The organism is Ensifer sp. R-19 (genome assembly GCF_049905105.1).
Lineage (GTDB): Bacteria > Pseudomonadota > Alphaproteobacteria > Rhizobiales > Rhizobiaceae > Ensifer.
Window position 1 is genome coordinate 794,587 of the sequence record NZ_CP184569.1, and the last position, 23,217, is coordinate 817,803.

Genomic DNA, 23,217 nt, shown 5'->3' on the forward strand with positions numbered 1-23,217 from the left:
CTCCATTCCCGTTAAGTTTCGGCAAGGTTCTGGAATTGGCCGCAATCGCGATTATCTGATCGCGGTGAGCAGCTTTGCCGCGGCAACGGAGTCAGTGACCCATTCATGAAAATCAAGGCGATCTTCAATCGTGAAGGCGGAACCTTCCGCACGACGGATATGGCGGTCTATGGCCGGAAGGTCGAGGAGGTCTTCCATACCGCCGGCCACCAGATCGAAATTGCGACGGTTTCCGGAAGCGAGATGCGCGAGACCTTGGAGCGCACATGCCGCCGCGATGACCTCGATGCGATAATCGCCGGCGGCGGTGACGGCACGATCTCGGCTGCTGCCGGGGTCGCCTGGAAAAACCGCATGCCGCTCGGCGTTGTTCCCGCCGGGACGATGAACCTTTTTGCCCGCACGCTGAAGCTGCCGCTCGATATCTGGAAGGTTCCGGAGGTGCTGGCGAATGGCGTGATCATCGACGGTGACATCGGCAGCGCCGATGGCCGGGCCTTCGTGCATCAGTTTTCGATGGGCCTGCATGCCCGCATGGTGCGCTATCGCGAGTCCTTCAGCTTTCGTTCGAGGGCAGGCAAAATCGCCGCAAGCACCCGCGCCGCGGTAGGCGTGATTCTCAATCCGCCCGATTTCGAGGTCGAGTTCGATGTCGACGGCCATAAGGAGAGCCGTCATGTTTCGGCGGTTTCAGTCTCGAACAATCCGTTCGGCCGCGATACGCTGATGTATGCCGACGATGTCACAGCCGGCCATCTCGGCTTCTACACGGCGCCGCCCCTAAGCCCGCCGGGCGTGGCCAAGCTCGCCTTCGATGTGATGCGCGGCAAATTCCGCGACAGCCCGCTGATTACCGCCATGAGCGGCCATGCGCTCGATCTGCATTTTCCCAAGGTGGAGCGCAAGATCAACTGCGTCATCGACGGCGAACTCCTGCCGATGGGCCGTGACGTCGCGCTTCGCATTCACCCGGGTGAACTCAAGTTGCTCGTCGGCGCCGACCGCGACGGGTCGTTGATCCAGAAGTAGCCGAAGCCATAGCGATCCGGCAGATTGCCGTGGAGATAGGGCAGGGCGAGTTGCTGCGGCTTCATCGCTGCCTCCGGCACGCCGAGTGACTTCAGGGTGTCGAGAAGCCCGACAGGTGGTTGAGCATCGAGCTTGCCGTTGTCGCTCCAGACCACGAGGAGCGGTCCGGCCGGATGCTCGATCGGAGAGCTGCTGCTGTTGCCGGGGACGAAGACCTTGGCACCGTGCAGGCGCGTGCGCACATTGCCACCAAGCAGCTTGTCCGCGGCGATGACCATCGCCGGCTCGGCTCCCTCCTGTCGGACCACGGTATCCACAAGGGTGCTATAGGGAATGCTGAGCCTCGACAATTTGCCGAACCAGGGGCGAACAACCGCGCGTGCCGAGACGACCACCAAAGTGGTGACGATGATGAAGGCGACGAGCAGCAGGAAGGGGCGAACGCTGCGTGTGGTGTCGACGCCGGAAGCCTCCACCTTGAGGGCCAGGTAGAGCGGCAGCAGGACGAGAAAGAGAACCAGCCATTTCTCGCGCATGTGGGTGGCGCCGACGGCGAGCATGATCAGCAGCACGGCGCCGAGGCACAGCAGCAACATGCGCCCGACGACGCGTGTCCAGTGGTTTTCGGCGCGCCAGATCGTCGGCAGGTCATTGCGGAAGACGAGAGCGAAGACGATCAGGGGAAGTGCGGCGCCGCGAAGCGTGGCGACTACCAGCGCAACGATCCCTTTGAGCGCCTTCGTCAGGTAGCTCGTCTGTTGGGCCGTTCCCATTTCATTGAGGGTATTGCGCGAGGCGGCGCCGAGATTTTCGAGAATCCAGTAGCCGTGCGGCAGCGCAATCAGCGTGCAGACGGCGATCGCAACCAGAATGCGCCAGTCGAAGAGCCGGGCGCGAAGCTTCGGCTCGGGCAGGATCGCAAGAATCGCGGCGGTTGGGACGAGTGCGAAGTTGTACTTCGAGATGACGCCGATGCCGACCGCCGCTCCAGTCAGGACGTAGGCGAACAGACTTGGCCGCGTCATCGTCCGGACGAAAGCGTAAAGGAACAGCGATACGGCAAACAGTGCCGCGACCGTATGCGAAAGGTCGCGCTGTGCGAGCAGGAAAATCGGCGGAAAGGTCAGCACGCCGACCGTTGCGATCGCGGTCAGGCGTCGATCGCTGAGGACCTCGCGTGCTGCGAGGCCGTAGAAGAGGCAACACAGAAACAGGAGCCCATTCTTCAGCACCGTCATCGTCGCAAGCGACGGCCCAAAGGCCGAGGTCAGCCCGTATTGCAGCCAATTGTAGAACGGGGGCTGCGAACCATAGCCGAGCATCAGGAACTGCGAGACGAAGGCCTGTTCCGACTCGTCGATTTCGAGCGATGTGGAAATGGCGAGGCGTAAGCCGATGCAGAGCAGAAAGTAACCGGCGATCAGCGCAACGACGGTGTTTGGCCGACGATTGACGACGTCAAGCATCGGCCGGGTCCCGGACGAAGACCTGCCGCACGATGTAGTTGGTGGTACCGTCGTCGCGGAAATAGGTTCGCGCCATCATCTCAGCGAGAATGCCTGTCGTGATGAGCTGAACGGACGAAAGGAACAGCATGACACCGACGATCAGCATCGGTCGCGTTCCGATATCGTTGCCGAGGATGAACTTGTCGAAGCCGAGATAGATCAGGATCAGCGCGCTGAGCGCGCCGGTCGCAAGCCCGATCGATCCGAAGAAGTGCCCTGGGCGCGCTTTGTAACGCATGAAGAAGAGCACCGACAGCAGATCGAGAATCACGCGGAAGGTTCTGGAGATCCCATACTTGGATTGGCCGTGCTGCCGTGCGTGATGGGTAACGGGCATCTCGCCGATGCGGCTGCTCGGCACCACGCCGGCGACCCAGGCGGGGATGAAGCGGTGCATTTCCCCCATCAGCTTCACCTGCTTGATGACCGAGGTGCGATAGACCTTCAGGCTGCAGCCATAGTCATGCAGCCTGACGCCGGTGATCTTGCCGATCAGGCGATTGGCGCACCAGGACGGGATCTTCCTGAGCAGGAGACCATCCTGCCGGTTCTTTCGCCAGCCGACCAACAGGTCGAGCTCGCGCTCCTCGATCGCCTTGACCATTTCGGGAATATCGGCCGGATCGTTCTGCAGGTCGCCGTCAAGCGTGGCGATCAGGCGCCCGGCGGCAGCGTCGATGCCGGCCTGCATCGCTGCCGTTTGCCCGAAGTTCTTCTGCAATTCGACAATCTTGAGATCGAGGCCCGGATCGGAAAGAGCCATTCTTGCATTTGCCAGCGTTCGGTCGGTGCTGCCGTCGTCAACGAGGATCAGTTCCCACGGAGACGGAAAGTTCGCCAGGGCATCGCGGACACGTGTGATCAGCGGCTGGACGCTGTCCTCTTCGTTGAACACGGGAATGACGACGGATAGTTCGATGGGGTACATAGGAACAGCTCGTACATGCGGCGCTTACAATGCCGCAAGATTTGGATTGGGCTACATAACCGTTTTCTTGCACAGTTATCAGTGATAACCAACGTTCAATCTTGCGTTTCAACACGGGAAATCGAGACCTGATGACTTCGGATTGCGAGTCCGATCGGCGATCCTGGTTCGCCCGCAACCGGATGACATTACTTTCGGCAGGTGCCATTGCGGCCTATGCGGCCTTCGTCGAATGGTTCTGGGGATGGCCGGCGCTGCTGAGGCAATGGTCCGAGATCGGCTTCAGTTCCGCCGTCTCGGCTCTGGTGCTGCTTGTCGCAACCTATTTCATTCGCTGCTATCGCATCTACGATTACTTCCCGAACGAAACGGCGGGGCGCTTCCTGCCGCTGTTTCGCGTCACCCAGGTCCATAATCTCCTCAACATCATGCTGCCGTTTCGTGCCGGGGAAACGAGCTTTCCGCTGCTGATGCGCTCGGAGTTTTCCGTGCCGCTCGCGCGCGGCACGTCCGCTCTTCTGGTGATGCGCCTGCTCGACCTGCACGCCCTTCTCGTCGTTGCGGCCGTCGGTCTCGTCATCGGCCGCGGATCAGCCGCCTTGTGGATGGCATGGCTTGCCGCGTTCGTCTCGCCGCTTCTCTTCTTCCTGCTGAAGGATCACGTGATTGCGCTGGCGCGTCGGCTGTTGCCGACAAAGCTTGATGCTATCGTCGACGAATTGGAGGCGGGCGTCCCGGCCAATATCGTCGCGTTCCTGCGCGCCTGGGGCATGACCATCCTCAACTGGGCGGTCAAGGTGCTTGTCCTTGCCTGGGTGCTGGCCTTCATGGGCGTTGCGCCACTGGCCGCCTGTTTCGGCGGTGCTCTCGGCGGCGAACTCTCCTCGGTGCTGCCGATGCATGCGCCCGCTGGCGTCGGCACCTATCCGGCCGCGATCGCGGCCGGGGCAGTGTCCTTCGGCGCAGGCGCCGATCGCGCCGGAGTGGAACAACTCGCGGCCGCCGGCGTCAACGCACATCTCTTGATCATCGTGTCCGCGGTGGCGGGCACGATGCTGTCGATGGCGCTCGGGAGACGGCGCTGAGCAATTCCAGGAAAAGTGTGAAGCAGTTTTCCGTCCGGAATTGCGCAATTCCAATGGTTACTGGAACGAGGTTTCGTAGAAGCTTCTGAGCTTGCGGGAATGCAGCTTCTCCGGCGGCATGGCCGCAAGCTTCTGCAGCGCAAGGATGCCGATCTTCAGGTGCTGGCTGACCTGTGTCTTGTAGAAGGCGGTCGCCATGCCCGGCAGCTTCAATTCGCCATGCAGCGGCTTGTCCGATACGCAGAGCAGCGTTCCATAGGGCACGCGGAAGCGGAAGCCGTTGGCGGCGATCGTCGCCGATTCCATGTCGAGCGCAATGGCGCGGGCCTGCGACAGGCGCTTGACCGGGCCGCGCTGGTCGCGAAGTTCCCAGTTGCGGTTGTCGATGGTTGCGACGGTTCCGGTGCGCATGATCTGTTTGAGGTCGTAGTCCCGGTAGCCGGTGACCTCGGCAACGGCGTCCTGCAGTGCCACCTGCACTTCCGCGAGCGCCGGCAAGGGGATCCAGACCGGAAGGTCGTCGTCGAGAACGTGATCCTCGCGCATATAGGCATGCGCGAGCACGTAGTCACCAAGGCGTTGGCTGTTGCGAAGACCGGCGCAGTGGCCGAGCATCAGCCAGACATGCGGGCGCAGCACAGCGATATGGTCGGTGATCGTCTTGGCGTTGGATGGGCCGACGCCGATATTGACCATGGTGATGCCGCCGTGCCCCTTCTTCTTCAGGTGATAGGCGGGCATCTGCGGCAGCCGTGCGAGCGTATAGTCGGTCTCCGGCTTGTCGGCGCCGGCGGGCGTGATGATGTTGCCGGGCTCGACGAAGGCCGTGTAGCCATTGCCGCCTTCGGCCATCTGCTGGCGGGCCCAGGCACAGAACTCGTCGATATAGAACTGGTAGTTCGTGAAGAGCACGAAGTTCTGGAAGTGCGTGGCGTTGGTCGCGGTATAGTGGCTGAGCCGCGCCAGCGAATAGTCGATGCGCTGAGCCGTGAAGGGCGCAAGCGGCGAGGGTTCTCCGGGGCCCGGCTCGTAGGAGCCGTTGGCGATCTCGTCGTCGGTCGTCGTCAGGTCAGGCGCATCGAACAGATCGCGTAGCGGAATGTCGATGGTGTTTGCCGCCGATGCCTCCACATAGGCGCCCTCGCCAAAGGCAAAATGCAGGGGGATCGGGGTTGCCGATTCCGAGACGGTGACGCCGAGGCCGTGGTTCCGTATCAGATGCCCGAGCTGCTCCTTCAGATAGTGCCGGAAAAGCTTCGGCCGGGTGATCGTGGTCGTATAGACGCCGGGCGCGCTGACATAGCCAAAGGACAGGCGGGAATCGACATGTCCGAAGCTGCTCGTCTCGATGCTGACCTGCGGATAGCAGGCGCGATAGCGGGTGAGCGGCTCGTCGGACTTGCCCAGGCCCTCGAACGCTTCGCAGAGGAACCGGGTATTGCGCTCGTAGAGCGCCTCGAGGCAATCGACAGCAGCCGCAGGATCGTCGAAGTATTGCGGCTCGAGAGGCTCAGGCGTTGCGACGGAAAGGACGGAGTGTGAAGAGATTCGCTTGTTCATGTCGCATTATAGGCTGCGGCTTCTGACAAGCAAACGACAAGATATTGGCTTGCACGACCGCGCGGCGGCCTCAGGTCATCGGTTCAACGCGGGCCCGCGACGATGACCGCGCTGCCGAGAAGGGCGATGGTCATGCCGGCCAGATCCCAGCGGTCGGGCCTGACCCCTTCGGCAAGCCAGAGCCAGAGCAGCGACGCGGCGATGTAGACGCCGCCATAGGCCGTTTAGGCGCGGCCCGCAGCTTCGCTGTCGATCCAGGTGAGGAGCCAGGCGAAAAGTGCCAGGGAGGCCATGCCGGGAATAAGCCAGAGGATGGATTTATCGAGCTTCAACCACGCCCAGAAGGCAAAGCAGCCGGCGATTTCGGCAAGGGCGGCAAGCGTATAGACGAGATAGGCGGGCATCGGGGCTGACAAGGGGTTGTTGTGGCGAATCCCACAATCGTATCCGATTAGGGGAAACAAGCAGAAACTCAAAGTGCTGCAGCAACCTTGGCGTATCTTAAAAGAAGCACGACGCTGCAGGTGCGAGAGGACAGGAAAGCGGCGTTAAGTGCAAGCCGGAAAGAACAAAGGGGCGCGCGCGCCCCTTTTCATGCAATCCGATCGGGTGGCCCCCGCCTCAGGTCATCGATTGACGCTGCAGGGTGACGAAGAGGACGAGGCCGGCGCCCTGTTTGCCGATGCCGGCACCGTTGGCCTTGGAGTAGGCAAGCGCTCCAACCGGTGCCATCAGCAGGCCGGCCAGTGCAAGCACGCGCAGCGAGAGAAACGCGGATGTCGAAAGAGCGGCCAGCATGTTCGTTTCTCCATCAGATCACGCGGTGATCAGTTTCACTTGGCGGCGGAGCAGGGCGTAGCCCGTCTCGTCCCGGGTTAGAGTTTGGCCTGGCAGTATTGCGCCGTATGCGCGGTGCAATCCGTCAGCGAACCGAGATAGGTATTGGTGCGGCGACGTTCGGTGTCCGCGCTGACGGCAGCGGCGAGAGTTACAGCGAAAACGACCATCAGAAGGCTGATGATGGTGAGGCGCCGAGCAAGGATATCCATGGTTCTGTCCGTTGTTTGGAGGCAGGTTCAAATCGATTGAGTGTGTTTTCGCACACCCAAACTGAATTGATGCTGAGATGTCCGTTCATCTGGCGTTCATCTTCGGTTGCATGGGGAGGCGCGCTGCACGGATCGGGAGATCGAGACCGGTCGCGATCACAGTGGGTGCGCAAGGAGGAGCCAAGGGGGCGGCGCTACGAATGGTCGCGTAACAGCGCTAAGTCCATGGACCGCACATGCAAAAAGGGCGGCCGATGGCCGCCCTTTCAATTCGTCAATGTGTCCGTGCCGCCGTATCGCGCGCTTAGAGGCGCGTCCAGGTCTGTGACTTGCAGAGCACTTTCAGGACGCAGCCCTTCATCTTCAGCGAATTGCCGTTGACGGCGCCAGAACCGCTATAGGTCTTGTCGGTATCCGGATCGGTGATTTCGCCCGAATAGCTGCCGTCGGTACCGGCGAGGTTGCCGATGCGCTTGCCGGCATGCTTGCCGGTCTTCAGCGTCACGCAAAAGGCTCCGCCACAAGGCACAATCTCCGCGGTCGCGCCGCTTGCGGTCTTCCAGTTGCCGACGATCGGTTCTGCCGCTGCCGCCGTCCCGGCAATGCCAAGGGCGAGCGTCGCGGTCATGAGCAAGGTACGTAACATTCCAGTCCTCCAGATCGAGGCTGCCGGCGTGGTCCGCTCCGCCGGCAGCTTTAGATGTCCTCGTATGCAAAAAAGGCAGTCTCCTCACTGCCGCGCGCAAGATAGCTTACGCGCACGTAAAGGTAAACAAGCCAAACGGCGGCTTTTGCTGCTTTTTCTTGGCCGTTTCAAGCAGGTCGAAATCTAGGAAATCCTGGCGGCTCTGCCACCGTCGATCTTTTCGTGGTTAGCGTTTGGTTGAAATCGGCAGTTGAATTTTTCGTAAATTTTGAAGCGAATGCGCCGGATTCCCGGACTTCCGATGTTTAACAAAAGCTCAAGTTTACCAAGCGTTTGAACTTTGTTTGTCGCAAATTAAGCATGCATTTTAAGCGCGCATTGAAAGCCCTGCTGCATATTGAAGCCATAAGACGAGCGGACAAAAACGCTCCGAAAAACCACCGAAGACGACGCCGCAAAAAGATGGCGCGCTCCGGAAGGCCCGCAAAGAGGCAAGGTCGAACAGGGACCAAAACAAGTGCTGATCTGGAGCATGGTCCGCCCCAAACGGGCGGGCCGCTTCGGAAGAACCAACCAGGCAAGACAGGGACAAGACAATGGCACGCTTTGATATGCAGATTGCTTCGGATGCCGCGATGGGTGGTGACAACCAGGCGGAAATCTTCTGTGAAATGGGTCTGGCCTATGCGACCGGCCACGGTCGCCCGGTCGATCTCGTCGCCGCCCACAAGTGGCTGAACATTGCCGCGATCAAGGGCTGCGACCGTGCAGTCGATCTGCGCGCCGATCTGGCGATGACGATGAGCAAGGCAGATCTCGCCGCAGCTCTGCGCGCCGCTCGCGAATGGATGACGGTTCATTGAACCAAATGAGCGGCCCCCCAGAGGGGCGCCGCCCAACAGCCGGACTCTGAAAGCTGGATCAGGCCAGCTTTTTCAGAACCTCGGGCAGCGCGGCCTCAAACAGGGCCATCTCAGCTTCCGGTCCGGTACTGACACGGATGCAGCGATTAAGGGGCGCCACTCCCGGCATCCGGATAAAGATGCCATGGTCGTTCATCAGGGTATCGACGATCGCGCGGGCAAAGACCGCATCCCGGCCGCAGTCGATCGCCACGAAGTTCGTGGCCGAGGCGAGCGGCGACAAGCCGTTCTCTGTGCCGATCGCAGCGATACGCTGGCGAGAATCCGCAATCTTAGCCGTCACTTCTTTCAGATACTCCTGGTCCGCAAGCGCGGCGATTGCCGCAGCGACACCAATCCGGTTCATGCCGAAGTGGTTGCGGATCTTGTCGAATGCCTGGGCGGTGCCCGGCGTGGCGATCACATAGCCGATACGCGAACCGGCGAGCCCGTAGGCTTTCGAGAAAGTGCGCGTGCGCACGACGTTCGGGCGATCGATCAGGGCGCTGATCGCCGGCACCGCATCTGCCGGCGCTGTTTCGCAGTAGGCTTCGTCCAGAATGAAGAGCGTTGTTTCCGGAAGGGCCCTGGCAAACTCGACGATGCGGTCTGCCGGCCACCAGCTTCCCATCGGATTATCGGGATTGGCGAAATAGACGAGCGGCGCATTTTCCCCCTTCACGGCCGCAAGCAAGCCGTCGAGGTCCTCCCGGTCGCCGGCATAGGGCACCGTGACCAACCGGCCGCCATGGCCGACGACGTGATAGTTGAACGTGGGGTAGGCGCCAAGCGACGTGACGACCGGCATGCCCGGCTCGATCACCATGCGGACGATCTGGCCGAGCAACCCGTCGATGCCTTCACCGATCGCGATATTGGCCGGGCTGGTGCCGAGGCGGGCCGCAAGTGCCTGCTTCAGGTCGTGGTTTTCCGGGTCGGCGTATTTCCAGGTTCCGCCGGCTGCTTCCCGGATCGCTGAGATCACGCTTTCGGCGGGGCCGAAGCCGCTTTCGTTGGCTCCGATTCGCGCGGCGATCGGGCGACCCCTCTGGCGTTCGATGGCCTCCGGCCCGACAAACGGAATTGTTGACGGCAGGGATTGGATGAGCGGCGTGAAGCGAGAAAATGCGGACATGTTGAATAATAGGCCCCGTTCGAATAGCGTCACGGGGAACTTATCGCATGCTTTGGCAATTCGGAATCATCCCCGCGAGAAAAGCTGCAGGAATTCCGGTGCTCTACAGCCGCGGCTTTGCGTTCTTGACCTGCCCGGTGAAGAACTCTTGCCGGATGATCTCGCGCAGCAAGGTCTGCTCGATCGGCTTGATGAACTGGACACCGATGCGCTCGCCGTTGCGATAGACTTCGGCGCAACCGATCCTGAGCGGCGTGCCGACGATATGCAGATAATAGTGTTGGGGCAGGCCGATGTTGGTGTCGACGGCAAAGCTCGCGCCGCCACGCGAAATGTCGATCATCCGGCAGGATCGCACGGAGACGCTGCCGAGCCCCGGCTGCACAGCGGTCAGCGTACCGGCGTGCCCGATGGAGAATCGCTCATAGCGCCGCTCGTAGAAAGGCGACGGGACGCAGGAGTACATCGTCTGGTTCTGCATGCGTCATTCTCCGCCAGTGCCGGGTCGGACGGTGCGATCAGTTTCTGACCGCATTCCTTGACCCCGGACAATTCATTTGTCCCACATTGTATCGGTGGGCGATTTCCACCGATGCTAGAATCACTTTTGCATGAGAAACTTGCAATCCCCTGAAATCGATCACTAAAAATCTAATGTCGCACGGCCTGCTTTGAAAGGTCAGATTCCGCCACTTGAAAATTGCATGCGGATCAGCCGGCGCAGGAAGTCCGGCGAAAGCAGCATATTGAAGCGCACGCCAAGCTCTGCGCCTTCGCGATGGACCTGCGAACAGCCGATTTCCTCTTTGAATCCCTCGATTTCCAGGAAAAAATGTTTGGGTATCAGGATCGCCGCGTTGAAATCGAGCATTGCGCCGACGATCGAGATATGGCGCAGCAGGCATTGATATTTGGTCTTCGCTTTCAGATGCTGGCCGATGACGAGGATGCGGCAGGGCCGTTCGATGAAGTAGTGCTGATGGGTCGTCGCAAGCTGGCCGGGCTTTCCTTCCGCGACATGCATCTTCATGGACATGGCAAGCTCCGAGACCGATAGCCTTTCGCAACCTCCGGCAACGTCGTCGTCGATAGAATCGACGGCCGTGCCGCTATCATGTTTCAGCTAAGCGCATCGACTTGCTTCGACCTTGTGCCAGCCACGCGCGTGTCACGGAATAAATTATGACGCGTGCGCACATTGAAAGCCCACACCTCATACGTAATACTTTCGTCAGGCATGACCGGGACGCCCGACGTGGTGATTCCGCGGGACAGATGGGTGAGGGCATCGTCCGTCGTTCAAGCCGGGCAAGGCGAAGAACGATGGTCGGTGCCGGAGGGAAGGGCATGTTCGTGGGGCATTTGCGGCATTGGCTGCCGCTCTCTATTCTTTGTGTGGCGTTGTTTGTGTCGGTGTCCGATGCATGGGCTGCCAAGCGCGTCGCACTGTTGATCGGCAATGAGAAATATGAAGCGACGTCGCCGCTCAACAACCCTGCCAATGACGTGGAACTGATGAAGGCCTCCTTCGAGGAGGCCGGTTTCGATTCCGTCACGACGGTGCACGACGTTAGTCGCCAGGGCATGGTCAACGCGTTGCGCGAGTTCGAAGATCTCGCAACCGGCGCAGAAGTCGCGATCGTCTATTATTCCGGCCACGGCATGGAGATGAATGGCGAGAATTTCCTGCTTCCCGTCGACGTACAATTGAAAACCGACAAGGACGTGGAGGACGAGGCGATCGGGCTCGACCGGGTTCAGCGTTCGCTCGAAGGCGCCACCAAGCTCAAGCTTGTCATTCTCGACGCCTGCCGCAACAATCCCTTTGAACAGAGCATGACACGCTCGATCTCGACCAGGGCGGTTTCGCGCGGGCTGGTGCGTGTCGAACCGGAATCAGCCGACCTGCTCGTCGCATTTGCCTCCAAGGCCGGCACGGTCGCGCTCGACGGGGAGGGCAAGAACAGCCCCTTCGCCACCGCACTCGCCAAATACCTGACCGAGCCCGGTGTGGATGTCCGCATTGCGCTCGGCAAGGTGCGCGATGAGGTGGTGTCGGTGACCAATCGCGGCCAGGAGCCGTTCGTTTATGGGTCGCTCGGTGGGGCGCAGATCTTCCTCAATATCAAAGAGGTGAACATCAGTATCACCAACAATGGCGGACAACTGTCGCCGAACAGCCAATCGGAGGCGGCTGCCGACTGGCAGAACATCCGCGATCTCGCCGACAAGGATCTGCTAACTGCTTTCCTGGCCAAGCATGGATCGGACCCGGTCTATAAGATGCTTGCCGAGAAGAAGCTGAAGCTTCTGACTGAGGCCGAGCAGACGTCGAGCGTGACGCCTGACGAGATTGCCTGGGAAGCCTTGAAACAGTCGACCGATGCGGCGGCGCTGACGCGCTTCATTGAGCGTTATCCTGACAGCAAGTATAAAGCCGAAGCCGAGCAGCAGATCGCGGCGCTCGAGCCGCAAAAGGGTCTCAACGTCTCGCCGACCGGTAAGGACACCCAGGCCTCGCGCGATTGCTATCTGCTGGCGGGCGAGCCGCAATCGATGCCGGGCTTCCTCGGGGTCAATTTCCTGAAGCTCGATTCCGAGCGGGCTTTGACCGCCTGCGCCCAGGCCGTCAACGAGAACCCGGACGATATGATGCTCGTCAACATGCTGGGTCGGGCGCAAGATGCCGGCCGCAATTATGTCGACGCGCGGCGCAACTACCGGAAGGCGGCCGACGGCGGCAACATGTATGCGCTGACGAATCTGGCCTGGTTCTCAGTCTATGGGACCGATGGTCCGGTGGACGTAGACCAGGGCAAGCGCATGTTCGAGGAGGCGGCGAGAGGTGGCAACGCCTACGGCCAGGCGTCACTCGGCTGGCTCTATCGCGAGGGCTACGGCGGCATCGCGCAGGACTATGCGGAGGCGGCGAGGTGGTATGAGCAGGCGGCCAGCCAGGGCTATGCCAACGCCATGGCAACGATGGGTTGGTTCTACCGGGAAGGGCTCGGCCTGCCCAAGGACCTGGCGCAATCGCTGTCCTGGTACAAGAAAGCAGCTGAAAGCGGCGACACCAATGCCATGTCGTCACTCGGATGGGCCTATCAGAACGGATTGGGGACGGAGCAGAACTACGGCGAAGCCAAGGTCTGGTACGAGAAGGCGGCCAATATGGGCGATTCTTATTCCATGGCATTGCTCGGCTGGTTCTACGATATCGGCAACGGTGTCTCGCAGGACTATGTGCAGGCGCGCACCTGGTACGAGATGGCCGCGAATGCCGGCAGCGCCTACGCCATGGGCAATCTGAGCCGTCTCTATGATTACGGCCTCGGTACCAAGGCAGACGCAAAGGAGGCGGTTCGCTGGGCCGCAGCCAGCATCGAGGGCGGCGACCCGGCCAAGCTGGAAGAATTGCGAACGCAGCCCAACAACTTCACGCCGGCGTTCCGCAAGGAAATGCAGGCGCTGCTTAAGGACCGCGGCTACTATGGTGGACCGATTGACGGCGACTTCGGTGCCGCCACTCAGCAGGCGATCGAGCGTCTCGCACGCAAATCGTAGGGCATGAGAGGCAAGACTCGCGGATCTCGGGTTTCCATTTCTATTGCTTGTGAGAATCGGGGGACGGCAAGCGCCGAAACTTTCCAGCTACTCCTACTTGGCTGCACGAGTGGCCTGTCGCTACGCCCACACGTTTGCTTCCTGCCGGCCAGGCCCACACGGAAAATGGGGGGAATTGCCGGAAACCGACAAAAAAATCTTGCATTGGCCGCTGAGTGTCACTAGTCAGGCGCTAACGGAGAGGTGGCCGAGTGGTCGAAGGCGCTCCCCTGCTAAGGGAGTATACCGGAAACGGTATCGAGGGTTCGAATCCCTTCTTCTCCGCCACTGTTCTTTTGGGTCACAGGCGGTCCCAATTTCTTCTAAGTTTTCAGTGATTTGCGGACAGCCCTAATGATGGGGCTTGTTGCTGCTGTGACCCAGAAATGTTTTGGGACACCTTGGGCTAAGATTCCAGAAGACGATAAAGGCTGTCGGCCAGATGTCTGCCCTTCCGGTTAGGGAGGCGACCTTTGACGTGAGTTCTCGCTGTACTCCTCCAGCCTTACCAATCCGCTCCCAGGCACGTTTGCCCTTTCGAAGTCTTGCTCCGGTTTAGATCAATACCGGGCCGAGTGGGTGTATGAGAGTGAATGGCGATTAGTTACGGGGGCAGGAAGGTCCTCCGGTAGGCCCTACGACGATTGCCCGATTGGTGCAGAGGAACCCGATGGACTGATCTTCGGCCTAAAGACCTCGAAGGAAGTCAGAGATGAACTGACTGCTCTAGCGGCGGCTTATCCCAACATCTCACCGATGGAGGCTCGCCGCGAGCCCTCCAGTTTCGTTCTGCATCTTCACCCTACGCAGCCTCTTTCAGTATCCTAAGGACGCTCGCACGGCCTATTCCTACCGCGTTCACTATCTCGGCTGCTGTCTCACCCTCTGTTTTCAGCTTCAGCTTCAGCATCTCTCTCTCTGCTTGGCCGGCATCATCCGTCGTCCGAGATCTCTGCGGGCGGTGTCCGTCGATTGATGTTCTCTTCCTGCGGGTGCAGGGCCACGATTCTCGCAGAACCAGAATCAAGGATGCGTTTCGTTTGCGAATCTCGGCATTGATTCTGATGAATCTTTGGATTGCGAACGGTCCGTCCTGTTCTCATTTCCTGGAGCGAATGCTGTTTTAGCCGCTCCCTGCGGAGGTGGAGTCGGTGTTTGTGGCCATCCTTTCCCCTATTTTGGGCAGCTTTCTGCCTCTTTCTGAAACAGGCTGCGTGTGTTTCCCTTACGCTAAACCCCTGCCACCAAAGGCTTTTCTTAATGCTTTGTTAATTTTCTTCCGGGGTCTGCGGCGATTTTGTGTCGTTTCAGCAACAGGGTTCGGCGAAGGGCGATGCAAAGCACGTGATCTCGCTAGTTGGACGTTGCGCCGATGATCCGGTCTTGTATTTTCAACTCCGGAAGCAAGGGCGGTTGATCGTCCGACTTCTTGAACGTTGGGGATGGGGCAGGGAAAGCTGTCCTTCAGCAAAATACCCAGACCCGTTTGAAACTTTTGACTGGAGGTCAGAAATGAACATCAAGAGCCTTCTTCTCGGCTCCGCTGCTGCTCTCGCAGCAGTATCCGGCGCACAGGCAGCCGACGCAATCGTCGCAGCCGAGCCGGAGCCCATGGAATACGTTCGCGTTTGCGACGCTTTCGGCACTGGCTACTTCTACATCCCGGGCACCGAAACCTGCCTCAAAATCGGCGGCTTCATCCGTTTCCAGACCTCGTTTGGTGATAACGCCTCGCAGAGCCGTTACAACCAGGCGAACCATGACTTCCTCGACAACGGCGGCCCGAACTATTCCACGTCTGACTGGGATGCCTTCTCGCGCGCTTACATCTCGTTCGACGCCAAGAGCGACACCGAGTACGGCACGCTCACCGGCTTCTTCGCTGCTGAGTTCAACGCCGACAACGACACCGACTCTGGCGACAGCGACTTCATCGACGTTGATGAGGCCTACATCCAGCTCGGTGGCCTCAAGGCTGGTTTCTTCTACAACTGGTGGGATAAGGGCCTGAACGGCGAAACCGACACGCTCGGCAACGTCACCGAGTTCAACTCGATCGCCTACCTCTACGACGGCGGTTCGTTCCAGGCCGGTATCTCGATTGACGAGCTCGAAGGCTGGTCCACCAAGGCAAACGGCATCGGCGTCTCCGGTATCGTTTCGGCTTCGGTCGGCGGCGTTTCGTTCGACTTGCTCGGCGGCTACGACACCGAATGGGAAGAAGGCGCGATCCGCGCTCTGCTCTCGGCTGACCTCGGCCCGGGCGTCTTCCAGCTCGCTGGTATCTGGGCTTCGAACCCGAACACCTACTGGGCTGAATCCGAGTGGACCGTTGCAGCTTCTTACCGCTGGAACGCTACCGACAAGCTCGCCATCACCCCCGGCGTTCAGTACTTCGGCAGCCTGCAGGACTCGTTCACCGACTTCGGTAGCGACGACATGTGGCGCGCTGGCGTAACGGTTGACTACAAGATCACCGAAGGCCTCGCGACCCGCGTTTCGGTTCAGTATGAAGATGCTGACAACAGCGACGACCAGGTATTCGGCTTCGTCCGTCTGCAGCGCGACTTCTAATATCGTCTGACTTCGGTCAGGAGAGAGAAACCCGGCTTTCGAGCCGGGTTTTTTCGTTTCTGAATTGTGCAACGCTCAGCCACGCGCCGGCGACGCGACCCGGTTAAGCCGGGTGCATGCGCCCGTCGAGGTCAATGGTCGAGATGGCCCTCTGAGTGCAGCCGATCGGTGCTAGCTTGGCGCCGCAGTTGTGATGGCGGTGACAAAGGCGCTCACTGCCTGGCGAGGGCCGTCGAGGTGCAGTAGCGGTGCATGGCCTTGACCTCGTGCGGTGAATGCTACCGTTCCCGAATGTCGCTTGCACATCTCGCTTACCGTCCCTTCCGAGAGTAGCCGGGAGTGCTCGCCTCTGATAACCAAAAGCGGCATCCGGGAAAGGGCCCCATACTGCGGCCAGAGATCTGGCAACAATGTCTCAGCGGTCAGGCCAAGCAGTTGCTGCGCGATGGCTACATCAAAATCTGGCACCGGCGTGCCGTCCTCGTCGCGGTAGACCGCCTTTGCCATTTGTAGCCAATCGCGTTCGCCAAGGATCGGGAAATCGGCTCCGTGGAGTTCTTTCAGACAGCCAGGCGCCATGGACCAGCTTGTCGGCTCGCCTGGCTCCTTGTTGAGATAGTCCCGGATGGCCAGCAGGCCCTCGATTTCGATGACGGGCCCAATGTCATTGAGCACCGCGCCTGCAATGAGGCCGGGTGCAACCCCGATGAGGTGGTGCAGGATCAGCCCCCCGCGGGAAGTGCCGATAAAAACTGCACGATCAATCCCCAGATGCGTGCAGGCCGCAATGACGTCGGTTGTTTCGATTGCGATTGAGTAGTGGCTCTTGTCGTCGTCACGCTGCGAATTGCCTCGGCCGCGATAATCGAGTGAGAAGACGGTGTGTCCGCCACCGCACGGTGACGACAAAAAGATTGCGAGTTCGTGAAAATCGCGGCTGTTGCGGGTGAGGCCCGGCAGGCAGATGATCGGAACTGCAGGTGTGGGACGCACAAGGCCGTAGCTCCGCACGTAGAGTTGCAAATCATCAGCCGCGAGGAACCGATGCTCCCGAAACCCGCCTTGATTCATCGTCTGCCTGCCTCCAACCGCTAACGGCAGGATCGTAGCGGCTCGAGGTGAAAGGGCAAGGCGCGTGCATAGCGCGCATTCGCTGCGAATGGATCGCTAACAGCGCGCTACTTGCGAACGTGGTCATCTGCCTTGTCAGTAGGGCGAGCATTGTCGCCGTGGACCGCCATAGGGCTGATACGAGTTGTCCCAGGCGCGATAGGACCGATAGCGGGCGTAGCACCAGCGCGTATGGGCATTGCCGCTGACTGCACGCGACCCATTGTAGTATCGCGGCTGACTCAGCAAACCGCCGACGATTGCGCCTGCCGCAAGCCCACCAATGAAAGCGCCGACATCATTGTCGTTGTGGTAGTGGCGGCGATAACGGTCGCGATAGTAGCCATCCCGGTAATAGCCGTCCCGATAGTATCCGCGTCTATCGCCATCCCGGTAATAGCCGCGCCGGCCGCCGCGCTCGCAATAAGGAACGACACAACTGGGGCGGTTCTTTCGGGCTTCGCCGCGCTCGTATGGGAACTGAGCCTTTTGAATGTCAGTCGTTCGAGATACCTGCGGAGCGATCGGGAATGCATTGGCAGGCGGAACACTGCTCATTGCCGTCGCCAGAGACAGGGCGATAATGGATAAGGTCTTCATTGTGTTCACCATTTCCTTCAGGAAAGATCGAACCTTCAGAAGGGAAATGGCTTAAGCCGCCTTTTGTGCCGCCGGCGATCATCACGATTGCTTGAACGGCGGGTGGCGCGTTCGGCTATTGCCGCCCCACCCTCAGATCTTCGACGATGTCGGCGTTCTGCCCGAGCCTCGACTTGTAAACCTGATAGTTTTCCATGACCCGCTGCACATAATTGCGGGTCTCCTGGAATGGAATGCGCTCGATCCAGTCGACGACTTCGTCGATCGGTTTGCCGCGCGGATCGCCATAGCGGCCAAGCCATTCCGGAACACGGCGCGGTCCGGCGTTGTAGGCGATGAAGGTCAGGATATAGGACCCGCCAAAACTACTGATCTGTTCGCCGAGATAGTGCGCGCCAAGCGTGGCGTTGTAGCCGGCATCGCTGGTCAGCCGGTCCTGCGAATAGGCAAGGCCATAGCGGCTGGCGACGCCCTTGGCGGTACCCGGCATCAGTTGCAGCAGGCCGCGGGCATTGGCGGTGGAGATGGCTGCGGGATTGAAGGCACTCTCCTGCCGCGCGATCGCATAGGCGAGCGCCTTGCCGGAACCGTCGATATTGGCGCTTGAAGGGATCACGCCGACGGGAAAGGCGAGCGCCGCGACATCGATGCCGCGTCCGAATGCAATCTTGCCGATCTGGAGCGAAAGCTGGTGGTTTCCGGCCTTCTCGGCGCGCGCCGAAAGCAGGGCGAGTTCGCCGGGACTGTTCAGTTCTTCGGCAAGCGCACGGTAGATACTGTCGGCGCGCCAGGCATGGCCGGCGCTTTCAAGGCGGGAGATCGCCCGCACCGCCTCGCGATTTTCGAATTGTGTCCGATCGCCCGCCGACGGGGCAGGGTAGGCGACGTTCAGCGCCTTGCGGCCAAGCCGGGCGGCTGCGAGTTGACCATAGAAGGTGCCGGGGTAGCGCGCCGCATTGGCGAAATACTCGCTGGCATTGCCCGGTCCGCCGGCCTCGGCCGACCGGCCCAGCCAGTACCAGGCGCGGGAGGCGGAAAGCGGGCGGTTTGACGCATCGAGGATGCGGCGGAAATGGCGAGCTGCGATCGCCGGATCTTCCATGCCGCGTAGTGCATACCAGCCGGCGTGGAATTCGGCATCGACGATATCGGTCGCCTCCGTGGCCATATGACCGGCCGCGATCCGGTAGGCGCCCTTGAAGTCGCCGGCGTCGAGCAGGCCTCGGCTGACAACGCGTTGCTCGATCCACCATTCGCCAGGATTGACGAGCACCCCTCTGTCCCTTGGCATACGGGCAAGCAGCTTGGCCGCTTCCTCGTACTTCTTCTGTTTGCGCAAGGACTCGATCTGAATGAAGAGATAGGCGGGATCCTTGCGCCAGGAAGGATCGACCGCCGCGATCAGCGCATCTGCCTTGTCGTTGCCGCGGCTGACTGCTGCCCAGGCACGATAGAGCGACTGCGCCTTGCCGAGATCGCCAAAGCGTTCGGCCTGTTCGACGCGATTGCGGTAGAGGAGCATGGCCATGCGCCGCTGATGATCGGCGGGTGTTAGTAGACTGGAGAACTCCGCGAGAATCCGGGTCTCGATATCCTTGTCGAGCGCGTCCCGTTGCCAAATTCCGAGCAACCGTTTCGCCGCTGCTTCCGTTTGTCCCTGGGCGACAAGGGCACGAGCCAGGATGAGGGTTCCCTCGGTTGTCTCGGGCTGCGTGTTGCCAAAGGCGGCAAGGACGTCCGGCGCCGGCGGGTTTTCGCGATAGAGCGCCCGCTCCGAATTGGCGCGCAGGGATTTCAGGCCGGGCCATCCCTGAAGTTCGCGCTGGGCATCGGCGATCTCAAAGGAAGGAATGCCGCGCTGGCCGGAAACGGCAATCGCCCAGGTCAGGATGTGACGGTCGAGTGCATCGCGGCTCATGGCATTGCGCACGGAAATCGCGGTCGCCGGCTGCCGGTTGGAGAGGGCGTCGAGGCCCGTCTTCAGATCGCTGTTGACCGGGGTGACGATCGCCGGAATGGCATTGGTGGTTTCGTCGACGGCAACCTGCGCGGCCTTGTTCGATATGTCGGGTTTATGCGCCGGAACCGGTATCCGTTCCGGCGTTTCGGAACTGAAGGCCGGCGATGTGAGCAACGCAGCGCCGACGATGGCGGCGACAGGCAGAAAATTTGATCCGCGCATCAAGAGGCCGTGTTCCCCGTGTCTCACATTCAGCTGCCGCCGGATTGTCTGAGGCAAGACTAGCGGCCAATATTGATCATGGCAATCGCACCATGCCGCCCCAGGCCTATGGCGGAGCGGGACCATTATGCGGGCCGAACGTCAAGCTTTTGCATGAAAACCGGCGTGAAATGCCGTGTCACGACGCTTGCCGCAGCCCCCTCACATGATTATGGTGCGGCAGTTTTTTAACCGTCGATTACGGCCAAAGCATGAGTGCATTTTGCGTCTTTGCGCCGTCAGGAGTTGTGCATGTTCAAGGGTTCCATTCCCGCTCTCGTAACACCGTTCACCGCCACCGGCGCGGTGGATGCGGATGGTTTCGTCGCGCATGTGGAATGGCAGATAAAAGAAGGCAGCCATGGTCTCGTGCCGGTCGGCACCACCGGCGAGTCTCCGACCCTTTCCCATGACGAGCACAAGAAAGTCGTCGAGCTCTGCATCGAGGCGGCGGCCAAGCGGGTGCCGGTGATCGCCGGCGCCGGCTCCAACAACACGACGGAAGCAGTCGAGCTCGCGCAGCATGCCGAAAAGGCTGGTGCCGATGCGATCCTCGTTGTCACGCCCTATTACAACAAGCCGACGCAGAAGGGCCTCTTCGCGCATTATGCCGCGATCGCCGAAAGCGTGAAGCTGCCGATCGTCATCTACAACATCCCCGGCCGGTCGGTCGTGGATATGAGTGTCGAGACCATGGCGGCGCTTAGCAAGGCCTATGCGAATATCATCGGCGTCAAGGATGCGACCGGCAAGATCGAGCGCGTTTCCGAACAGCGCATGGCCTGCGGTCCGGATTTCGTTCAGCTGTCCGGCGAGGACGCGACCGCGCTCGGCTTCAATGCCCATGGGGGCGTCGGCTGCATTTCCGTCACGGCCAACGTGGCTCCGCGCCTCTGCGCCGAGTTCCAGGAGGCGACGCTTGCCGGTGAATTCGCCAAGGCGCTTGCCTATCAGGACAAGCTGATGCCGCTGCACAAGGCGATCTTTATGGAGCCCGGCCTTTGCGGCGCGAAATATGCGCTGAACCGCCTCGGCCGGATGAGCCGCACCGTGCGCTCGCCGCTGCTGTCTACGCTGGAGCCGGCAACCGAGGTGGCGATCGACGCGGCGCTGAGGCATGCAGGATTGATGAACTGATGGCACCCAAAGGAAGCCAGCGCACGGTCAACAAGGTTGTGGCGGAAAACCGAAAGGCCCGCTTCAACTACGAGATCGTCGACACCTACGAGGCCGGTCTGGTTCTGACCGGCACCGAGGTCAAGTCGTTGCGCGAAGGCAAGGCCAACATTGCTGAATCCTATGCGACGGACGAAGGTGGAGAGATCTGGCTGATCAACTCCTATCTGCCGGAATATCTGCAGGCGAACCGCTTCAACCATGAAACCCGGCGGCGGCGGAAGCTGCTTCTGTCGAAGCGCGAGGTCAATCGTCTGCAGGGCGCGGTCAATCGCGAAGGAATGTCGCTGATCCCGCTGCGCATCTACTTCAACGAGCGCGGTCGGGCCAAGCTCGAACTGGCGCTCGGCAAGGGCAAGAAGCTCCACGACAAGCGCGAGACCTCGAAAGAGCGCGATTGGAACCGGCAGAAAAACCGCCTGCTGAAGGATCGTGGCTAGAGCAATTCCAGGAAAAGTGCTAAACGGTTTTCCGTCCGGAATGGCGTAATTTCAAAGACTTAGATCACTTCAGTGTTTCGATGAGACAATGAAATGATCTAAGCGATCCTTGGTCCGCTAGATCGCCGCTTTAGATTTCGACGGGGTCCGCCACCGGTTCGGCCGTATGCCGCGGCGTGCGTTCGGAAGGCTCGCGGCCGATTTCGGCCCGCAGCGTTGCGAGGTCGATGAAGTGATCGGCCTGGCGACGAAGGTCGTCGGCAATCATCGGTGGCTGGGTGGACATTGTCGACACGACCGAGACCTTGCGGCCCTTGCGCTGCAGCGCTTCGACGAGTGTGGTGAAGTCGCCGTCACCGGAGAAGATGACGAGGTGATCGACGGTCTCGGACTGTTCCATCGCATCGATCGCCAGTTCGATGTCCATGTTGCCCTTGATCTTGCGGCGGCCAAGTGAGTCGGTGAATTCTTTGGCCGGCTTCGTCACGACCTTGTAACCATTGTAGTCTAGCCAGTCGATCAGCGGGCGGATCGAAGAATATTCCTGATCTTCAATGAGGGCGGTGTAGTAGTAGGCGCGCAGCAGGTAACCGCGTTTTTGAAAGGCTTTCAGGAGTTTGCGATAGTCAATGTCAAAGCCGAGGCTCTTCGATGCCGCGTAGAGATTGGCGCCGTCGATAAAAAGTGCGATCTTTTCGCGGGGATCAAACATCGTCTTTCCTTTTCAATGCCGGCGCATCAAATGCCCGCTGCCGGCCGATACGCAAAAATAAGTCGGTTACATTAATAATTGCTGATATTGCAAATAATGTAGGCTAGGCATTGCATTATTCCAGCAGGGCGCTCGCGAATATAGCTAGTTTTAGCAGTTGCTATAGATAGTCCACATCCCTGGAGTGCCTTTTCTACCAGGCGTTTTGGCGTCGAGGCCAATGATGCAACCAGATGTTTGCGGCTAAGGTTTTCCAGCCCATTATGATCGCATTTTATCACGAAGTGTGACGTTACGTGAGCGGCACTTGCAGGAAAAACTTGAACTTGTCTTGTTTTGATTGTATCCGGGCGGCTAATTCCAGAAATCGGAGCCGACGAGGCCGTCGCTAGACGGCCGTTCCGGTTTCGTGTCGTCAATCCGTGCAGCGGCGATGCCGCCGCGCTTCGAGCCCAAAAGGACAGGCAATGGCCCGCGTCACCGTCGAAGATTGCATCGACAAGGTCGATAACCGTTTCGAACTCGTTCTGCTTGCCAGCCACCGCGCGCGCCTGATTTCCCAGGGTGCCGCCATCACCATCGACCGCGACAACGACAAGAACCCGGTCGTTGCGTTGCGCGAGATCGCCGATGAGACGCTTTCTCCCGGCGACCTCAAGGAAGATCTGATCCATTCGCTGCAGAAGCATGTTGAAGTGGACGAGCCCGAGCCCGATCCGGCTTCGCTGCTTCAGTCGGAAGCGGAAACCACGTTCACCGAAGTTGCCGAAGACGAAGATCAGCCGGAAGCGATCACGTTCGACCGCATGTCGGAAGAAGAACTGCTGGCCGGCATCGAAGGTCTTGTGCCGCCGGAAAAGAGCGACGACTACTGAGATCCTTCGCGGAACGACCGTTCCTGCGTGTTTTCAAAGCAGTGCGCCACTCGTATGATTGGCG

The 23,217-nt window shown here is 60.1% G+C and carries 21 protein-coding genes, 1 tRNA gene and 1 pseudogene; 9 read left to right on the forward strand and 14 right to left on the reverse strand.

What is annotated here, in order from left to right:
* The first annotated feature begins 105 nt into the window (after positions 1-105).
* On the forward strand, positions 106-1,029 hold the full coding sequence (locus ACN9MO_RS03765; RefSeq protein WP_113132268.1) for a diacylglycerol/lipid kinase family protein: 924 nt from the start codon (positions 106-108) through the stop codon (positions 1,027-1,029).
* Here the strand turns inward: ACN9MO_RS03765 and ACN9MO_RS03770 are convergent.
* Complete coding sequence (locus ACN9MO_RS03770) at positions 966-2,495, reverse strand: glycosyltransferase family 39 protein (protein WP_113132269.1); 1,530 nt, start codon at positions 2,493-2,495, stop codon at positions 966-968. The genes ACN9MO_RS03765 and ACN9MO_RS03770 overlap by 64 nt on opposite strands.
* On the reverse strand, positions 2,488-3,465 hold the full coding sequence (locus tag ACN9MO_RS03775) for a glycosyltransferase family 2 protein (protein ID WP_057252846.1): 978 nt from the start codon (positions 3,463-3,465) through the stop codon (positions 2,488-2,490). Before ACN9MO_RS03775 ends, ACN9MO_RS03770 begins: the two co-directional genes overlap by 8 nt.
* Positions 3,466-3,596: 131 nt before the next feature.
* Here ACN9MO_RS03775 and ACN9MO_RS03780 point away from each other — a divergent pair, with 131 nt between their 5' ends.
* Complete coding sequence (locus tag ACN9MO_RS03780; RefSeq protein WP_113132270.1) at positions 3,597-4,550, forward strand: lysylphosphatidylglycerol synthase domain-containing protein; 954 nt, start codon at positions 3,597-3,599, stop codon at positions 4,548-4,550.
* A 57-nt stretch (positions 4,551-4,607) separates the two neighbouring features.
* Here ACN9MO_RS03780 and ACN9MO_RS03785 read toward each other — a convergent pair whose 3' ends face one another.
* From ACN9MO_RS03785 to ACN9MO_RS03805, 5 genes and pseudogenes are all read right to left on the reverse strand, one after another.
* Positions 4,608-6,110, reverse strand: a complete 1,503-nt coding sequence (locus ACN9MO_RS03785; RefSeq protein WP_058320282.1) for an AMP nucleosidase — start codon at positions 6,108-6,110, stop codon at positions 4,608-4,610.
* Between the two features lie 83 nt (positions 6,111-6,193).
* Positions 6,194-6,514: pseudogene (locus ACN9MO_RS03790) on the reverse strand (YnfA family protein).
* A gap of 217 nt (positions 6,515-6,731) precedes the next feature.
* Positions 6,732-6,908: a hypothetical protein gene (locus tag ACN9MO_RS03795; protein WP_162261310.1), complete on the reverse strand. Its 177-nt coding sequence runs from the start codon at positions 6,906-6,908 to the stop codon at positions 6,732-6,734.
* Positions 6,909-6,985: 77 nt separating this feature from the next.
* A complete protein-coding gene (locus tag ACN9MO_RS03800; RefSeq protein WP_093232134.1) occupies positions 6,986-7,159 on the reverse strand; it encodes a hypothetical protein in 174 nt (57 codons plus the stop codon).
* Between the two features lie 304 nt (positions 7,160-7,463).
* Positions 7,464-7,805 (reverse strand): DUF2147 domain-containing protein, encoded by a 342-nt coding sequence (locus ACN9MO_RS03805; RefSeq protein WP_057252837.1) that lies wholly within the window; start codon positions 7,803-7,805, stop codon positions 7,464-7,466.
* A 596-nt stretch (positions 7,806-8,401) separates the two neighbouring features.
* On the opposite strand from ACN9MO_RS03805, the gene ACN9MO_RS03810 reads away from it, so the two are divergent.
* Positions 8,402-8,668 carry a sel1 repeat family protein gene (locus ACN9MO_RS03810; protein WP_057252835.1) on the forward strand — a complete coding sequence of 89 codons (267 nt, stop codon included), beginning with the start codon at positions 8,402-8,404 and terminating at the stop codon, positions 8,666-8,668.
* 58 nt (positions 8,669-8,726) lie between these two features.
* Here ACN9MO_RS03810 and ACN9MO_RS03815 read toward each other — a convergent pair whose 3' ends face one another.
* From ACN9MO_RS03815 to ACN9MO_RS03825, 3 genes are all read right to left on the reverse strand, one after another.
* Positions 8,727-9,842: a pyridoxal phosphate-dependent aminotransferase gene (locus ACN9MO_RS03815; RefSeq protein WP_113132271.1), complete on the reverse strand. Its 1,116-nt coding sequence runs from the start codon at positions 9,840-9,842 to the stop codon at positions 8,727-8,729.
* A 103-nt stretch (positions 9,843-9,945) separates the two neighbouring features.
* A complete protein-coding gene (locus tag ACN9MO_RS03820; protein ID WP_058320279.1) occupies positions 9,946-10,323 on the reverse strand; it encodes a PilZ domain-containing protein in 378 nt (125 codons plus the stop codon).
* 198 nt (positions 10,324-10,521) lie between these two features.
* Complete coding sequence (locus ACN9MO_RS03825; protein ID WP_113132272.1) at positions 10,522-10,878, reverse strand: hypothetical protein; 357 nt, start codon at positions 10,876-10,878, stop codon at positions 10,522-10,524.
* Between the two features lie 311 nt (positions 10,879-11,189).
* On the opposite strand from ACN9MO_RS03825, the gene ACN9MO_RS03830 reads away from it, so the two are divergent.
* The 3 genes from ACN9MO_RS03830 (at position 11,190) to ACN9MO_RS03840 (ending at position 16,019) form a co-directional block, all read left to right on the forward strand.
* Positions 11,190-13,406 (forward strand): caspase family protein, encoded by a 2,217-nt coding sequence (locus tag ACN9MO_RS03830; RefSeq protein ID WP_162733580.1) that lies wholly within the window; start codon positions 11,190-11,192, stop codon positions 13,404-13,406.
* A 237-nt stretch (positions 13,407-13,643) separates the two neighbouring features.
* Positions 13,644-13,733: transfer RNA gene (locus tag ACN9MO_RS03835), tRNA-Ser, on the forward strand.
* A 1,224-nt stretch (positions 13,734-14,957) separates the two neighbouring features.
* A complete protein-coding gene (locus tag ACN9MO_RS03840) occupies positions 14,958-16,019 on the forward strand; it encodes a porin (protein ID WP_058320276.1) in 1,062 nt (353 codons plus the stop codon).
* A gap of 171 nt (positions 16,020-16,190) precedes the next feature.
* Here the strand turns inward: ACN9MO_RS03840 and ACN9MO_RS03845 are convergent, their stop codons facing one another.
* The 3 genes from ACN9MO_RS03845 to ACN9MO_RS03855 all read right to left on the reverse strand — a co-directional run bounded on the left by ACN9MO_RS03845 (position 16,191) and on the right by ACN9MO_RS03855 (position 19,911).
* Positions 16,191-17,090, reverse strand: coding sequence for an alpha/beta fold hydrolase (locus ACN9MO_RS03845; RefSeq protein ID WP_113479797.1), 900 nt, complete (start codon positions 17,088-17,090; stop codon positions 16,191-16,193).
* A 135-nt stretch (positions 17,091-17,225) separates the two neighbouring features.
* Positions 17,226-17,729, reverse strand: a complete 504-nt coding sequence (locus ACN9MO_RS03850) for a BA14K family protein (protein WP_082615971.1) — start codon at positions 17,727-17,729, stop codon at positions 17,226-17,228.
* Positions 17,730-17,844: 115 nt separating this feature from the next.
* Positions 17,845-19,911, reverse strand: coding sequence for a transglycosylase SLT domain-containing protein (locus ACN9MO_RS03855; RefSeq protein WP_162728057.1), 2,067 nt, complete (start codon positions 19,909-19,911; stop codon positions 17,845-17,847).
* A gap of 291 nt (positions 19,912-20,202) precedes the next feature.
* On the opposite strand from ACN9MO_RS03855, the gene dapA reads away from it, so the two are divergent.
* Both dapA and smpB read left to right on the forward strand, forming a co-directional pair.
* Positions 20,203-21,087 carry a 4-hydroxy-tetrahydrodipicolinate synthase gene (gene dapA / locus ACN9MO_RS03860; RefSeq protein ID WP_058320272.1) on the forward strand — a complete coding sequence of 295 codons (885 nt, stop codon included), beginning with the start codon at positions 20,203-20,205 and terminating at the stop codon, positions 21,085-21,087.
* Complete coding sequence (gene smpB / locus ACN9MO_RS03865; RefSeq protein ID WP_057252818.1) at positions 21,087-21,566, forward strand: SsrA-binding protein SmpB; 480 nt, start codon at positions 21,087-21,089, stop codon at positions 21,564-21,566. The genes dapA and smpB overlap by 1 nt, the downstream gene beginning before the upstream one ends.
* Before the next feature lie 130 nt (positions 21,567-21,696).
* On the opposite strand, the gene ACN9MO_RS03870 is transcribed toward smpB, so the two are convergent.
* Positions 21,697-22,278, reverse strand: a complete 582-nt coding sequence (locus ACN9MO_RS03870; protein WP_057252816.1) for an NYN domain-containing protein — start codon at positions 22,276-22,278, stop codon at positions 21,697-21,699.
* 467 nt (positions 22,279-22,745) lie between these two features.
* On the opposite strand from ACN9MO_RS03870, the gene rpoZ reads away from it, so the two are divergent.
* Positions 22,746-23,153: a DNA-directed RNA polymerase subunit omega gene (gene rpoZ / locus ACN9MO_RS03875; protein WP_057252814.1), complete on the forward strand. Its 408-nt coding sequence runs from the start codon at positions 22,746-22,748 to the stop codon at positions 23,151-23,153.
* The last annotated feature ends 64 nt before the right edge of the window (positions 23,154-23,217 follow it).

What these genes read in the sequence shown, in the direction of transcription:
- ACN9MO_RS03765 (WP_113132268.1), top strand. Translation starts at nt 106, where the DNA reads ATGAAAATCAAGGCGATCTTCAATCGTGAAGGCGGAACCTTCCGCACG.
- ACN9MO_RS03770 (WP_113132269.1), bottom strand. Translation starts at nt 2,495, where the DNA reads ATGCTTGACGTCGTCAATCGTCGGCCAAACACCGTCGTTGCGCTGATC.
- ACN9MO_RS03775 (WP_057252846.1), bottom strand. Translation starts at nt 3,465, where the DNA reads ATGTACCCCATCGAACTATCCGTCGTCATTCCCGTGTTCAACGAAGAG.
- ACN9MO_RS03780 (WP_113132270.1), top strand. Translation starts at nt 3,597, where the DNA reads ATGACTTCGGATTGCGAGTCCGATCGGCGATCCTGGTTCGCCCGCAAC.
- ACN9MO_RS03785 (WP_058320282.1), bottom strand. Translation starts at nt 6,110, where the DNA reads ATGAACAAGCGAATCTCTTCACACTCCGTCCTTTCCGTCGCAACGCCT.
- ACN9MO_RS03795 (WP_162261310.1), bottom strand. Translation starts at nt 6,908, where the DNA reads ATGCTGGCCGCTCTTTCGACATCCGCGTTTCTCTCGCTGCGCGTGCTT.
- ACN9MO_RS03800 (WP_093232134.1), bottom strand. Translation starts at nt 7,159, where the DNA reads ATGGATATCCTTGCTCGGCGCCTCACCATCATCAGCCTTCTGATGGTC.
- ACN9MO_RS03805 (WP_057252837.1), bottom strand. Translation starts at nt 7,805, where the DNA reads ATGTTACGTACCTTGCTCATGACCGCGACGCTCGCCCTTGGCATTGCC.
- ACN9MO_RS03810 (WP_057252835.1), top strand. Translation starts at nt 8,402, where the DNA reads ATGGCACGCTTTGATATGCAGATTGCTTCGGATGCCGCGATGGGTGGT.
- ACN9MO_RS03815 (WP_113132271.1), bottom strand. Translation starts at nt 9,842, where the DNA reads ATGTCCGCATTTTCTCGCTTCACGCCGCTCATCCAATCCCTGCCGTCA.
- ACN9MO_RS03820 (WP_058320279.1), bottom strand. Translation starts at nt 10,323, where the DNA reads ATGCAGAACCAGACGATGTACTCCTGCGTCCCGTCGCCTTTCTACGAG.
- ACN9MO_RS03825 (WP_113132272.1), bottom strand. Translation starts at nt 10,878, where the DNA reads ATGTCCATGAAGATGCATGTCGCGGAAGGAAAGCCCGGCCAGCTTGCG.
- ACN9MO_RS03830 (WP_162733580.1), top strand. Translation starts at nt 11,190, where the DNA reads ATGTTCGTGGGGCATTTGCGGCATTGGCTGCCGCTCTCTATTCTTTGT.
- ACN9MO_RS03840 (WP_058320276.1), top strand. Translation starts at nt 14,958, where the DNA reads ATGAACATCAAGAGCCTTCTTCTCGGCTCCGCTGCTGCTCTCGCAGCA.
- ACN9MO_RS03845 (WP_113479797.1), bottom strand. Translation starts at nt 17,090, where the DNA reads ATGAATCAAGGCGGGTTTCGGGAGCATCGGTTCCTCGCGGCTGATGAT.
- ACN9MO_RS03850 (WP_082615971.1), bottom strand. Translation starts at nt 17,729, where the DNA reads ATGAAGACCTTATCCATTATCGCCCTGTCTCTGGCGACGGCAATGAGC.
- ACN9MO_RS03855 (WP_162728057.1), bottom strand. Translation starts at nt 19,911, where the DNA reads ATGCGCGGATCAAATTTTCTGCCTGTCGCCGCCATCGTCGGCGCTGCG.
- dapA (WP_058320272.1), top strand. Translation starts at nt 20,203, where the DNA reads ATGTTCAAGGGTTCCATTCCCGCTCTCGTAACACCGTTCACCGCCACC.
- smpB (WP_057252818.1), top strand. Translation starts at nt 21,087, where the DNA reads ATGGCACCCAAAGGAAGCCAGCGCACGGTCAACAAGGTTGTGGCGGAA.
- ACN9MO_RS03870 (WP_057252816.1), bottom strand. Translation starts at nt 22,278, where the DNA reads ATGTTTGATCCCCGCGAAAAGATCGCACTTTTTATCGACGGCGCCAAT.
- rpoZ (WP_057252814.1), top strand. Translation starts at nt 22,746, where the DNA reads ATGGCCCGCGTCACCGTCGAAGATTGCATCGACAAGGTCGATAACCGT.